At 58.0% G+C, this 13785-nt stretch carries 13 protein-coding genes; 8 read left to right on the top strand and 5 right to left on the bottom strand.

Annotated features, from left to right (window positions below; translation table 11 throughout):
• Window positions 1–89 precede the first annotated feature (89 nt).
• A complete protein-coding gene (locus AC1D2P_RS28285) occupies window positions 90–803 on the bottom strand; it encodes a UTRA domain-containing protein (protein ID WP_046027124.1) in 714 nt (237 codons plus the stop codon).
• Window positions 804–1164: 361 nt separating this feature from the next.
• Between AC1D2P_RS28285 and AC1D2P_RS28280 the strand changes: the two genes are divergently transcribed.
• The 6 genes from AC1D2P_RS28280 (at window position 1165) to AC1D2P_RS28255 (ending at window position 6492) form a co-directional block, all read left to right on the top strand.
• Window positions 1165–2229 carry an ABC transporter substrate-binding protein gene (locus tag AC1D2P_RS28280; protein ID WP_109787713.1) on the top strand — a complete coding sequence of 355 codons (1065 nt, stop codon included), beginning with the start codon at window positions 1165–1167 and terminating at the stop codon, window positions 2227–2229.
• Between the two features lie 138 nt (window positions 2230–2367).
• Complete coding sequence (locus AC1D2P_RS28275; RefSeq protein WP_109787714.1) at window positions 2368–3174, top strand: alkaline phosphatase family protein; 807 nt, start codon at window positions 2368–2370, stop codon at window positions 3172–3174.
• A complete protein-coding gene (locus tag AC1D2P_RS28270) occupies window positions 3171–4016 on the top strand; it encodes an ABC transporter permease (RefSeq protein ID WP_109787715.1) in 846 nt (281 codons plus the stop codon). Before AC1D2P_RS28275 ends, AC1D2P_RS28270 begins: the two co-directional genes overlap by 4 nt.
• A complete protein-coding gene (locus AC1D2P_RS28265; RefSeq protein ID WP_046027128.1) occupies window positions 4003–4803 on the top strand; it encodes an ABC transporter permease in 801 nt (266 codons plus the stop codon). The genes AC1D2P_RS28270 and AC1D2P_RS28265 overlap by 14 nt, the downstream gene beginning before the upstream one ends.
• The gene (locus tag AC1D2P_RS28260; RefSeq protein WP_046027129.1) at window positions 4800–5804 is read left to right on the top strand and encodes an ABC transporter ATP-binding protein; all 1005 of its coding nucleotides are present in this window, start codon (window positions 4800–4802) and stop codon (window positions 5802–5804) included. Before AC1D2P_RS28265 ends, AC1D2P_RS28260 begins: the two co-directional genes overlap by 4 nt.
• A gap of 34 nt (window positions 5805–5838) precedes the next feature.
• A complete protein-coding gene (locus tag AC1D2P_RS28255; protein ID WP_109787717.1) occupies window positions 5839–6492 on the top strand; it encodes an HAD family hydrolase in 654 nt (217 codons plus the stop codon).
• 109 nt (window positions 6493–6601) lie between these two features.
• On the opposite strand, the gene AC1D2P_RS28250 is transcribed toward AC1D2P_RS28255, so the two are convergent.
• Window positions 6602–7564 (bottom strand): zinc-binding dehydrogenase, encoded by a 963-nt coding sequence (locus AC1D2P_RS28250; RefSeq protein WP_477757707.1) that lies wholly within the window; start codon window positions 7562–7564, stop codon window positions 6602–6604.
• A gap of 139 nt (window positions 7565–7703) precedes the next feature.
• Here AC1D2P_RS28250 and AC1D2P_RS28245 point away from each other — a divergent pair, with 139 nt between their 5' ends.
• Together AC1D2P_RS28245 and AC1D2P_RS28240 are read left to right on the top strand one after the other, a co-directional pair.
• Window positions 7704–9785, top strand: a complete 2082-nt coding sequence (locus AC1D2P_RS28245; protein WP_175649011.1) for a carboxy terminal-processing peptidase — start codon at window positions 7704–7706, stop codon at window positions 9783–9785.
• Window positions 9786–9931: 146 nt separating this feature from the next.
• The gene (locus AC1D2P_RS28240) at window positions 9932–11722 is read left to right on the top strand and encodes a bifunctional diguanylate cyclase/phosphodiesterase (protein ID WP_109787718.1); all 1791 of its coding nucleotides are present in this window, start codon (window positions 9932–9934) and stop codon (window positions 11720–11722) included.
• Window positions 11723–11887: 165 nt separating this feature from the next.
• On the opposite strand, the gene AC1D2P_RS28235 is transcribed toward AC1D2P_RS28240, so the two are convergent.
• The 3 genes from AC1D2P_RS28235 to AC1D2P_RS28225 form a co-directional block, all read right to left on the bottom strand.
• On the bottom strand, window positions 11888–12205 hold the full coding sequence (locus tag AC1D2P_RS28235) for a hypothetical protein (protein ID WP_477757708.1): 318 nt from the start codon (window positions 12203–12205) through the stop codon (window positions 11888–11890).
• A gap of 360 nt (window positions 12206–12565) precedes the next feature.
• Window positions 12566–12976 carry a hypothetical protein gene (locus tag AC1D2P_RS28230; protein ID WP_477757709.1) on the bottom strand — a complete coding sequence of 137 codons (411 nt, stop codon included), beginning with the start codon at window positions 12974–12976 and terminating at the stop codon, window positions 12566–12568.
• A gap of 7 nt (window positions 12977–12983) precedes the next feature.
• Window positions 12984–13785: RHS repeat-associated core domain-containing protein (locus tag AC1D2P_RS28225; RefSeq protein ID WP_477811697.1), on the bottom strand; the 802-nt coding region annotated here is incomplete at its 5' end.

The raw sequence follows: 13785 nt of genomic DNA, 5'->3' as shown, positions 1-13785 counted from the left end.
CATCTGGACGACGCAGGGATGGACCTGGCGATGCCGCGCATGAGCGTGCAGGTGGTGACCGCTGGCGGCGGACCGCAGACCGAAAACGATCAGACCACATCCACCCCGACGTGAATCGCATCATGGCGCCAAAACTCCAGGTCACAATCGATCAGCCGCTCATGCTGATCGTAGTTGACCCGGGCGATGCGCAGTCCCGGGCTACCCACTGACACCCGTAGCGCGGCGGCCGCATCCGCCGAGAGCGACGTTGGCACAATTTCGAAACGCACCCGCCCGTAGTGCAAATCGTAATGCCGCGCGTACAACTCGGTGATCGACTGATTCAAATCAAATTCAAGAATCCCCGGAAAATACTGCGGGTTCAGATAGTGCTCCACGTACAACACCAGCCGCTCATCAATGCGTCGCGCGCGGCAAATCTGGATCACGCTCGACAGCGCCGGCAATTGCAACCAGGCGCACACCGCCGCTGACGCCGGCTGCAACCGCGCCGAAATCACCTCGGTGGACGGCACCCGCCCCTGCGCACTGACCATCGCGTGAAAGTGACTGCGCTGCATCAGGTTATAGGCCAGGCGCGGTGGTGAAACGAACCAGCCGCGACGCTCCTCGCGATAAATCTGCCCCTGCGCCTCCAACTGCAACAGCGCCTCACGCACGGTAATCCGCGTGGTCCCGAACAACTCACTGAGCTTGCGCTCGGCCGGTAGCTTGTTGCCGGGCGCCAACAGACCGTGGTCGAGCTGTTCCTGCAGGACCTGACCTATGGCTGTCACCGCTTTTGTTGCCTCATCACGCATCAACGTTACCTATCTGGACTAGACCAGCACAGTTTCGGGGCAGAACCGCACTGTAACCCCGGCTCATTTTCATCCTGCAAGCGTAGGCAGTGCAGATGACTGATCGATGACAAAGCTACCCAACGGTCATGCCCACGGTCGCTTCAAGCCCTGCAATACATCGGCCAAGTCCCTTGCTCACCGGGCCTTTGCCCATGGTCTACGCTTATCTGGCACCTGCCAATACCGGGCAAATAATTGTGCTGCCGGGCGACGACCGACATGAAAGTGTCATCGAGCCCACCTAAATTGGCTCAGGTATTGCTGACCTAGACCAACACAACCGCAATCGCAGCGTTGAAAACGCCCAAAGGAGCTTCGGATGAAAAAGCTTTTCCTGGCATCACTGTTAGGCTCGACCATTGCCATGTGCACCGCCGCCATGGCGGCTGATGATTTGAAAACCCTCGAAGCCGCTGCGAAAGCGGAAGGCGCCGTCAACAGCGTCGGCATGCCCGATGACTGGGCCAACTGGAAAGGCACCTGGGAAGACCTGGCCAAAACCTACGGCCTCAAGCACATCGACACCGACATGAGCTCGGCACAGGAAATCGCCAAGTTCGCCGCTGAAAAAGACAACGCCAGCGCTGACATCGGTGACGTGGGCGCAGCGTTCGGCCCGATCGCGGTCAAGCAAGGCGTGGTTCAACCGTACAAGCCGACGACCTGGGATCAGGTTCCCGCCTGGGCCAAGGACAAGGACGGCAACTGGGCTCTGGCCTACACCGGCTCCATCGCGTTTATCGTCAACAAGAAGCTGCTGCACGGTTCCGAAGCACCGACCAAGTGGGCTGACCTCAAGGGCGGTAAATACAAGGTTTCCATCGGCGACGTGAGTACCGCGGCCCAAGCGGCCAACGGTGTATTGGCAGCGGCATTGGCCAATGGCGGTAACGAGGCAAACCTTGAACCGGCCCTGAAACTGTTCGCCGAAATCGCCAAGCAGGGTCGCCTGTCCATGGCCAACCCGACGATTGCCACCATGGAGAAGGGTGAAATCGAAGTCGGCGTGGTCTGGGACTTCAACGGCCTGAGCTACAGGGCCAAGATGGCCAACCCGGATGACTACGTAGTGCTGATTCCATCCGATGGTTCGGTGATCTCCGGCTACACCACCATCATCAACAAATACGCAAAAAACCCGAACGCCGCCAAGCTGGCCCGCGAATACATCTTCAGCGACGCCGGCCAGATCAATCTGGCAAAAGGCAACGCGCGTCCGATCCGTGCCGAGCACATCACATTGCCGGCCGACGTGAAGTCCAAGCTGCTGCCTAACGAGCAGTACAAAAACGTGACGCCGATCAAAGACGCAGACGCATGGGAAAAGACCTCCAAAGCCCTGCCTCAGAAGTGGAACGAAGAAGTCATCGTAGAAATGAAGTAATGCTTCATCCGTAAGAGCAAAGCTTGCTCGCGATAGGGGAAACCCCGGTCTATCCAAAGAACGGGGTAACTCCATCGCGGGCAAGCCTTGCTCCTACAGGATTTGAGAATATTCAATGTTCGTGGAGTTTTTGCCCCTATGAAGCACAACGTCATCCTTGTCGTGCTCGACGGCCTCAATTACGAGGTCGCGCGCCACACCATGGGGCACCTGCAGGCCTACGTCGGCGCAGGACGCGCAGCGCTCTACAAACTGGAGTGCGAACTGCCGGCCCTGTCTCGCCCCTTGTACGAATGCATTCTCACCGGCGTCCCGCCGATCGAGAGCGGCATCGTTCACAACAATGTCTCGCGCCTGTCCAACCAGCGCAGCATCTATCACTACGCCACCAACGCCGGCCTGAAAACCGCTGCGGCGGCTTATCACTGGGTCAGTGAGCTGTACAATCGTTCGCCGTTTATTGCCGCACGGGACCGTCACACCGACGACGAGAACCTGCCAATCCAGCACGGTCACTTTTACTGGAACGACCACTACCCGGATTCGCACCTGTTCGCCGACGCCGAAAGCCTGCGCGTGCGTCATGCGCCGAACTTTCTATTGATCCACCCCATGAACATCGACGACGCCGGGCACAAGCACGGCCTCGATACCCCGCAATACCGCAACAGCGCCCGTTCGGCCGACATCATCCTGGCCGACTACCTGCGCACCTGGCTCGATGCCGGTTATCAAGTACTGGTGACGGCCGACCACGGCATGAACAACGACCGATCCCACAACGGCCTGTTGCCGGAAGAACGCGAAGTGCCACTGTTTGTCCTCGGCGATGCGTTCAGCTTGAACACCAGCGCTATGCCGAAACAGACTGAAATCTGCGGCACCGTCTGCGAACTGCTGGGCGTGGCCCACGACAAACCTGTGTGCCGGGAGCTGCTCAAGTGAATGCCAATACCCGTGGCAAGTGGCTGGCGGCGTTGTGTCTTGTGCCCTTTGTACTGTTCTTTATCGTGTTCGAAATCGCCCCGCTGATCTGGGTGATGATCAACAGCCTGGAATCGGAAGAGTTTGGCTGGGGCCTGGCCAACTTCACCAAGATCTTCAATTCAAAGTTCTATTTGCAGGCGATCCAGTACAGCCTTGAGATCAGTTTCTGGTCCAGCGTATTCGGGATCATCATCGCGGTGCTTGGCGCCTACTCCCTGCGTCGGGTCGACTCGAAACTGCGCAACTTCGTCAACGCCTTCGCCAACATGACCAGTAACTTCGCCGGCGTGCCACTGGCCTTCGCGTTCATCATTCTGCTGGGCTTCAACGGCAGCTTCACCATCATGCTCAAGCAGGCCGGGATCATTCAGGACTTCAACCTGTACTCGAAAACCGGGCTGATCATTCTCTACACCTACTTCCAGATTCCACTCGGCGTGTTGCTGCTCTACCCGGCGTTCGATGCTTTGCGCGAAGACTGGCGCGAGTCCGCCGAACTGCTCGGCGCCAGCGGCTGGCAGTTCTGGCGGCACATCGGTTTGCCGGTGCTGACGCCAGCGCTGCTCGGCACATTCGTGATCCTGCTGGCCAACGCCCTCGGCGCCTACGCGACGGTGTATGCACTGACCACCGGCAATTTCAACGTGATGACCATCCGCATCGCGGCAATGGTGTCCGGTGACATTTCCCTCGATCCGAATCTGGCCAGTGCCCTGGCGGTGGTGTTGGTGGCGTTGATGACCCTGGTGACCATCGTGCATCAGCTGCTGTTGAAGAGGAGTTACCATGTCTCGCGCTGAACTGGGCCCCGTGGGCGTTTACCACCGCGTCGTGGTGTACCTGCTGTTTGCCATTCTGTTGTTGCCGCTGCTCGGCACGTTCATCTATTCGATCTCCAGCAGTTGGTCGGCCACTATCCTGCCCAGCGGCTTCAGCATCAAATGGTACGTCCAGCTGTGGAGCGATCCGCGCTTTCTGAACGCTTTCGGTCAATCGCTACTGGTCTGCGTCGGTGCGCTGATCCTGTCGGTGGTGCTGATTCTGCCGCTGCTGTTTGTGGTGCATTACCATTTCCCGAAACTCGACGCATTGATGAACATTCTGATCCTGCTGCCCTTCGCGGTGCCGCCGGTGGTGTCTTCGGTGGGGCTGTTGCAACTCTACGGGTCGGGGCCTTTCGCGATGGTCGGCACGCCGTGGATTCTGATTGGCTGCTATTTCACGATTGCCCTGCCGTTCATGTACCGGGCCATCACCAACAACTTGCAAGCGATCAACCTGAGCGACTTGATGGACGCGGCCCAACTGCTCGGCGCCAGCACCTGGCAAGCGGCCTTCCTGGTGGTGCTGCCGAACCTGCGCAAAGGCTTGATGGTGGCGTTGCTGCTGTCGTTCTCGTTCCTGTTCGGCGAGTTCGTGTTCGCCAACATCCTCGTCGGCACCCGCTACGAAACCCTGCAGGTCTACCTCAACAACATGCGCAACAGCAGCGGCCACTTCACCAGTGCACTGGTGATTTCCTACTTCCTCTTTGTGCTGGTTCTGACCTGGGCGGCCAATATCTTGAACAAGGACAAAAGCGAATGAGCTATGTGAGCGTCCAACATCTTCAAAAGAGCTACTCATCATCAAGGCAGGCCGGCACCACAGTATTCAGCGACATCAACTGCGAAATCCAGAAAGGTGAATTCGTTACCCTGCTCGGCCCGTCCGGTTGCGGCAAGTCCACGCTGCTGCGCTGCATCGCCGGCCTGACCTCGGTCGATGGCGGCAAGATCCTGCTCGATGGCCAGGACCTCGTTCCCCTGAGCCCGCAGAAACGCGGAATCGGCATGGTGTTTCAGAGCTATGCGCTGTTTCCGAACATGACGGTGGAACAAAACGTCGCCTTCGGCCTGCGGATGCAGAAGGTCAACGCCGACGACAGCCAGAAGCGCGTCGCCGAAGTGCTCAGTTTGGTGGAGTTGAACGACTTCGCCGCTCGATATCCGCATCAACTGTCCGGCGGCCAATGCCAGCGCGTCGCCCTCGCCCGTTCACTGGTGACCCGGCCACGCTTGTTGTTGCTGGACGAACCGCTGTCAGCCCTCGATGCACGGATTCGCAAGCACCTGCGCGAACAGATCCGTCAGATCCAGCGTGAACTGGGCCTGACCACGATCTTTGTCACACACGATCAGGAAGAAGCGCTGACCATGTCAGACCGGATTTTCCTGATGAATCAGGGAAAGATCGTACAAAGCGGCGACGCCGAAACCCTGTACACCGCCCCGGTGGATGTCTTTGCCGCCGGTTTCATCGGCAACTACAACCTGCTGGATGCCGACAGCGCCTCGAAGCTGCTGCAACGGCCAATCAGCCACCGCATCGCCATTCGCCCGGAAGCCATCGAGCTGAGCCTGAACGGCCAACTGGATGCCCAGGTGCGCAGCCACAGTTTGCTGGGCAACGTGATTCGGTACCGGGTCGAAGCCCGTGGTGTGGAATTGGTGGTAGATGTGCTCAACCGCTCGGCGGCCGACCTGCATCCCGATGGTCAGCGCCTGGCGCTTTCCATCGATCCGACGGCCCTGTGTGAGGTAGCCTGATGACCTTGCTGATGTTGAAGAGAGAACTGCACTAATGGCCCTGGCAATTTTTGATCTGGATGAAACCTTGATCCACGGCGACTGCGCCACCCTCTGGAGCGAGCAAATGGGTCGACTGGGCTGGGTCGATCCCGAGTCGTTCATGCGTCAGAACAACGAACTGATGGACGCCTACAGCCACGGCAAGTTGCGAATGGAGGACTACATGACCTTCAGCCTGGAACCGATGATCGGCCGCACGCCGGAAGAGGTTGAGCACTTGGTCGGGCCTTGGGTGGAGGACTTCATCGAGCCGATTATCTTCAGCGACGCTACCAAGGCCATCGCCGCCCACCGCAAGGCCGGCGACCGGATTCTGGTGATCTCGGCGTCCGGCACGCACCTGGTGAAGCCGATTGCCAATCGCCTGGGCATCGACGAGATTCTCGGCATCGAACTGGAAGTGGCGCATGGCGTGTACAGCGGCCACACCGTGGGCACGTTGACCTACCGCGAAGGCAAGATCATCCGATTGCTGGAATGGCTGGATGCGGAAGAGGAAAACCTCGAAGGCGCGAGTTTCTACTCGGACTCACGCAATGATTTACCGCTGTTGCTGAAAGTGGATTTTCCCCACGTGGTGAATCCGGATCCGGTGCTGCTTGAGCATGCCGAAAAGGCCGGCTGGCCGATCCACCTCTGGAAGTAACAGGTAGCCCCTGTAGGAGCATGGCTTGCCAGCGATTCAGGCGACGCGGTGTGTCTGTCAAAACACGCCAACGTTCATCGCGGGCAAGCCATGCTCCTACAGGAGAGAGTCAAACCAGGCTTTCGTCGATCACCAGCACCAGCTTCCCCGCCACCGTGTTGGTCGCCAATTCGGCAAACGCCGCTTCGGCATCCTTGATCGGGAACGAACTGGCCAACTGCGGGCTCAAACGCCCCTCGGCAAACAGTGGCCAGACGTGCTGGCTCAAATCGCTGAACAAGTCCGCCTTGAACTGATCGTCGCGACTGCGCAAGGTCGACCCCAGCAGTTGCACGCGCTTGTCCAGCACTTGCGCCAGGTCCAGCTGCGCCTCACGGCCGCCCATCAGGCCGATCAGCACCCAACGTCCATCTCGGGCCATCAGCTTGAGGTTCAGCGCCGCGTAATGACCGCCAACCGGGTCGAGGATCACATCGAATGGCCCCAGGTCATTCAAACTGTCCAGGCCACCCTTGCGCACCACCCCGCCCTGCGCCCCCAGCGCCTCACAGTAAGCCAGACGCTCGGCAGAACCGACGCTGACCCAGCACGGGTTGCCAAACGCCTTGCACAGCTGAATGGCGGCTGAACCAATTCCACTTGCTCCGGCGTGCAGAAGAACTTTCTCACCCGGTTTAAGCGCCGCGAGTTGATACAAATTCAGCCAGACGGTTGCATACACTTCGGGCAGTGCTGCCGCCTCGACCAGTGACAAACCGTCTGGCACTGGCAACACATGCCGTCCGTCGACAACTACCTCTTCGGCCATCCCGCCCCCGACCAGCAAGGCGCAAACCCGATCTCCGACCTGCCAGGAAGACCCCGGGCCGACCTCGCTGATCACCCCTGAACACTCAAGACCCAGTACTTGACTGGCCCCGGGCGGCGGCGGATACAGACCCGCTTTCTGTAACAAATCGGCGCGATTGAGACCCGCAGCCGCCACGCGAATGCGAACTTGTCCTACATCGCATGTAGGACTGGGCTCTTCAAGCCACTCCACTTGACCGTCAACGCCTTGCAATGCTTTCACAGTGCCTCCATAGTGAGTCTGGACTGAGCCCGTAGCTGTAGCCTCGGGCTTTCTTGCATTATGCGACCGGCCCTTGTGGATCCGGCGACTTCAAAGACGGCCTAATATGCGTGATCAATTGTCCCCGCGTCGAATCAGCATGAAGCATTTTTTTCCTGGCACCGCCCTAGCCCTATTCATCGGTATCGGCCTGTTGCCGCTATCGACCAATACGTTTGCAGCCAATAGCTGGGACAAGCTTCAGCCTGATCGTGACGAAGTAATCGCCAGTCTGAACGTCGTCGAATTGCTCAAGCGCCATCACTACAGCAAACCGCCGCTCGATGACGCGCGCTCCGTGATCATCTACGACAGCTACCTCAAGCTGCTGGACCCGTCGCGCAGCTACTTCATGGCCAGCGACATCGCGGAATTCGACAAATGGAAAACCCAGTTTGACGACTTCCTCAAAAGCGGCGACCTGAACGCCGGGTTCACCATCTACAAGCGCTACCTGGACCGCGTCAAGGCGCGTCTGGACTTCGCCCTTGCCGAGTTGAACAAAGGCGTCGACAAGATCGATTTCACCACCAAGGAAACCTTGCTGATCGACCGCAAGGACGCGCCTTGGCTCAAGTCCACCGCCGAACTCGACGACCTGTGGCGCAAACGCGTCAAGGACGAAGTGCTGCGCCAGAAGATCGCAGGCAAGGACTCCAAGCAAATCCAGGAAACCCTGACCAAGCGCTACAAGAACCAGTTGGCGCGCCTGGACCAGACCCGCGCGGAAGACATCTTCCAGGCGTACATCAACACCTTCGCCATGTCCTACGACCCGCACACCAACTATCTGTCGCCGGATAACGCGGAGAACTTCGACATCAACATGAGCCTGTCCCTGGAGGGCATCGGCGCTGTGTTGCAGAGCGATAACGACCAGGTGAAAGTCGTGCGTCTGGTGCCGGCAGGCCCGGCCGACAAAACCAAACTGGTTGCTCCGGCCGACAAGATCATTGGTGTTGCCCAAGGCAACAAAGAGATGGTCGACGTGGTCGGCTGGCGTCTCGACGAAGTGGTCAAGCTGATCCGCGGCCCGAAAGGCACCGTGGTGCGCCTGGAAGTCATTCCGGCCAGCAATGCGCCTAACGACCAGACTTCCAAGATCGTGCCGATCACCCGCGAAGCGGTGAAGCTTGAAGACCAGGCCGTGAAGAAGTCCGTGCTGAACCTGAAACAGGACGGCAAGGACTACAAGCTCGGCGTCATCGAGATTCCGGCCTTCTACCTCGACTTCAAAGCCTTCCGTGCCGGTGATCCGGACTACAAGAGCACCACGCGCGACGTCAAGAAACTGCTGACCGAGCTGCAGAAGGAAAAAGTCGACGGCGTGGTCATTGACCTGCGTAACAACGGCGGCGGTTCCCTGCAGGAAGCCACCGAACTGACCAGCCTGTTCATCGACAAGGGCCCTACTGTTCTGGTGCGTAATGCCGACGGCCGTGTCGACGTGCTGGAAGACGAAAACCCGGGCGCGTTCTACAAAGGCCCGATGGCGTTGCTGGTCAACCGCTTGTCCGCCTCGGCTTCGGAGATTTTTGCCGGCGCCATGCAGGACTACCACCGCGCGTTGATCATCGGCGGCCAGACCTTCGGCAAAGGCACCGTGCAGACCATTCAGCCGCTGAACCACGGCGAACTGAAACTGACCCTGGCCAAGTTCTACCGGGTTTCCGGCCAGAGCACCCAGCATCAGGGCGTACTGCCGGACATCGATTACCCGTCGATTATCGACACCAAGGAAATCGGCGAAAGCGCCCTGCCGGAAGCCATGCCGTGGGACACCATCCATGCGGCCATCAAGCCTGCGGTCGACCCGTTCAAACCGTACCTCTCGCAACTCAAGTCCGAGCATGACGTGCGTTCGGCCAAAGACGCGGAGTTCGTGTTTATCCGCGACAAACTGGCCCTGGCGCAGAAACTGATGGCAGAAAAAACCGTCAGCCTCAATGAAGCGGATCGTCGTGCACAACACACCGATATCGAAGCCAAACAACTGGCCATGGAAAACATCCGTCGCAAGGCCAAGGGCGAAGAGCCGCTCAAAGAGCTGAAGAAAGAAGACGAAGACGCCATCGCGGCCGAGCCGGACAAGACCAAGCCAGAAGACGACGCCTACTTGAGCGAGACCGGTCGGATCCTGCTGGACTACCTGAAACTCAACAGCGCGGTCGCCAAGCACTAAGTTGTTACAATCACGATGATGGCAATTTAATGCTGACGCTCCCCGGAGCGTCATCAAACAGTCATCATTCTGTCGTGAAATAAGGGACTGGGAGCACCTCTGACAAGAGGCTGCTCCCAGTCCTTTTTTATCGCCCCGAGATTGCCATGACCATGACAGAACAGCTGAGTGCCTTGAGTTCCATACTGGCTCAAAGCGGCTTGCACAGCCTGTTCCAACCGATCATTTCCCTCTCCGAGCGACGCATTGTCGGCTATGAAGCCCTTACTCGCGGCCCTTCGAACAGCCCGCTGCACTCCCCCATCGCCTTGTTCTCCGTGGCGCGCCAGGCCGGTCGCTTGAGCGAGCTGGAAATCGCTTGCCGTGAAAGTGCTTGCCGACGTTTCAACGAACAGCAACTGCCAGGCAAGCTGTTTCTCAATGTCTCTCCGGAATCCCTGCTCGAAGCCGCCCACCAGCCTGGGCGCACCCTGCAACTGCTGCAGGATTTCGGCATTCCACCGAGTCAGGTGGTCATCGAACTCACTGAACAGACCCCGACCGACGATTTCCAGTTGCTGCAAAACGCGCTGCATCACTATCGGGCGATGGGCTTTTCCATCGCACTGGATGATCTGGGGGCGGGGTATTCAAGCTTGCGATTGTGGTCCGAGCTGCGTCCGGATTACGTGAAGATTGATCGCCATTTCATCGACGGGATTCACCAGGACGCGCTCAAACGCGAATTTGTCGGCTCGATCCTGCAAATCGCCAAAGCCTCGCGGGCCCAAGTGATTGCCGAAGGTATCGAATTGCCGGAAGAGCTCGCGGTGTTGACCGAGATGGGCGTCGACCTGGTCCAGGGCTATTTGCTGTGCCGTCCTCAGGAGCACCCGCCCCGGGATGCACGTAACCTGATGCCCAAACACGACAGCACCGCCGTCGCGCTTAACGACGAAGGCAGCGACCTCAGTGCCCTGCTCAACGACCAACCGGCCGTGTCGCGCGACACGCCGACCGCCACCGTGCTGGAAGCGTTCCGCCGCCAGGCCAACCTGAACTCCCTGGCGGTGCTCGACGAGCAAGGCCACCCCTGCGGCATCGTTCACCGGCATTCGCTCTCAGACGCGCTACTCAAGCCGTTTGCCACCGACCTGTTCGCGCGCAAACCGATCAGTCGCTTGATGAACGACGACTTTCTGGCCGTGGAAATGAGCCAGTCGCTGCAACAGGTCAGCCGCCTGATCACCAGCCGCGCCCGCCAGCGCATCGAAGAAGATTTCATCATCACCCTCAACGGCAGCTACCTGGGACTGGGTCGGGTCATTGATGTACTCAAACTGATTACCGAACTAAAAATCCAGCAAGCCCGCTACGCCAACCCGCTGACCCTGTTGCCCGGCAACGTACCGATCCAGCAATGCCTGACACGGTTGCTGCAACAGGAGCGCGAGTCGATCATCTGCTACGTCGACATCGACAGCTTCAAACCCTTCAACGACATCTACGGCTACGGCCGTGGCGACGAAGTCCTGTTGTGCCTGGCGCAATGCCTGAACGATCGCGTCGACCCTTCCCGCGACTTCGTCGGCCATATCGGCGGCGACGACTTCCTGCTGGTGCTCGGCCCGGAAGACTGGCGAAAACGCTTGAACCAACTGCTGGACGACTTCCACAGCCAATGCCGACGCTTCTACCGCAGCGAACACCTGGAAGCCGGCTGCTTCATCGCCCCCAATCGTCAGGGAGTGCGCCAGGAATTTGCGCTGCTGTCACTGTCGATTGGCGTAGTGCACCTGCATCCGCGGGCCTGTGGACAACTCGATGCGAGCCAGTTGGCGGAGATGGCATCGCAGGCTAAACACCATGCGAAGAATGTGCAGGGGTATAGCGTGCATGTGATTGATAGTTTGGCGGTGCCAGCAGCCGAAGAAACGCTAATGGCCGGACACCGCTAACCCGATCATTCCCACGCTCCCGCGTGGGAATGCCTCCAGGGACGCTCCGCGTTCCAGTCACGCCACCGGTGTCGAGCCGGGCACCCGATTGACGCAGAGCGTCATGGGCTGCATTCCCACGCAGAGCGCGGGAACGATCATTCAAAAAGCAGTGAGTCGAGACGCCTAAGGCGTTGCCCGCAACCGCCGCCCGATCACATCCAGCACATCACAGCCATCGCGCAACGGGATGGCGCACAGCAAGGCAAAATCGCTGAGGATGAAGGACTCGCACTCGACCGAACCGCGCATCGACATGTTCTCCAGCACCTGCGTGACGGCGCGAATTCGATAGCTGGCAGCGTCATACAAAACATCGAGCGGCGCGTGGGTATCGACGAACAGCGTGGGCATGTCGGTGCAGTTGCTGGTGAGGGCCATGAAGCGGCTTTTGGGGTGGGGGATTGGTTTTTCGTAGGGTGGATCGGGGTGAAGGGTTTTCATTTTTTCAGACCTTTGGCGGATAAATTTAAGCTACCAACGGCCTTTCCTACGGGCTTGGGTGGCAGCCGTACGCGGGAGTAGGAAACTGAGGTACCCACCAAACTCAGCCACGCCGAAGCGTGCCCCGCGCACAGCCGCCGCGAACGATCTTACGGACACTAATTAAGTGCCGCAATCACACGACAGCGCTGACGCGCGGTGAATACCCAAGGGTTCCTACACCCTGCCACTGCATTTGCAGCGACAGCCAAAGACTATCCATGGATCTCACTTCGCACCAGTTCATGAAAGCCGCTACAAGTTGAAGGAAACTTCCGACGACCTTGCCCAGAAATTTCGCTTCCGTTTCACAAGCGTCGCCTACCAAGTGGATTGGTCTTCAAGACTGGCCTTTTGAAGGTCTTCTTTCCATTCCACAGTTGCCAAACGAAAAATCTCTTCGAAAAAAGCTCTGGTGTTTTCCATTTCATCCCAACCGCAAGGGAAAGACGAATATTCCTCAGGGTCGTACGCCAGCAGCGACTGAAAATCATATTTTTCGTCCTGAAGCGCTTCCTCTAAACTTTTGTAGATCAAAAATTTGTGCCGATATGACTTTCTTGTAGGCAAGCAGTATTTAAGTATTATCTCTTCTCTATTAGCCGGGTCATTAGGATCGAGCTTATCAAGAGCTTCTCCTAACGTTTCTTCACGATCATAAATATCAACTCCCCCCAAAAAAAACGCGGGCGTCGGGAAGTATGGTTGCCCATCATCTGGATCAATAAACATTTCTCACCTATTTAATTGGATATAGCGTAAATGGCACGCCAGTTACAGGATCGAATTTCATTTCAAACCCATTCATTTCAATCAATTTCGGATTATTCTCCGATTTTGGATTAGGTATATAACCCTCTCCCGCGCCAGGGAGTCTCATCTTCACAATGTCGGCCTTCTGAGAATCTTTTCCCGTAAATCGTGTTAGCCCTTGCTCCGTCCGTGTTGTTCCAAGGTTGTAGGCTTTCAGCATAATTTCCCAACTATAAAATCTGGAGCTGGGATTACCTTTCTTATTCCAAGGTGTCTTACCTGTAATAGGGTTCGTGCCATCAATTGCCCTTTGCTTGAAAGCATCATCTGGAACCTCCGGGTCATGCTTTCCAACCATATGCATGCCTTGACTGTCGTTTAATCTTTTAACTTCTTTCTTGGCAAGCTCCGCAGCACTTAACTTGGGCTTCGGCAGCGCCGGCTCACCTTCATCAACCTTAGCGCCAGTCGTATCATCCGGCGCCCCACACCCAGGCTTGTTCGGCGGCGGACAGTTCCCGCTCAACCCCAACGGATCAACCCACCCCGTCGGATTCGGCGTGTATTGATACGAGTTCAGCCCACCCGCCAACTTGATCGGGTCCGGCGTCAGGTACCGTCCAACATCCGGATCATAGTACCGATGCCGGTTGTAGTGCAGGCCGCTCTCGGCGTCGAAGTATTGCCCCTGAAACCGTAGCGGCTGCTCAAGCTGCTCGCCTCCGCCGAACGCCAGGCGCGTGACTTTGCCGTAGGCGTTGTACTTCGCCGACCAGACGATTTCGCCG

This window comes from Pseudomonas sp. P1_F1_2, assembly GCF_056405815.1.
Note: the sequence above shows the minus strand (reverse complement) of the source record. Positions and strands in the feature narration are given on the sequence as shown.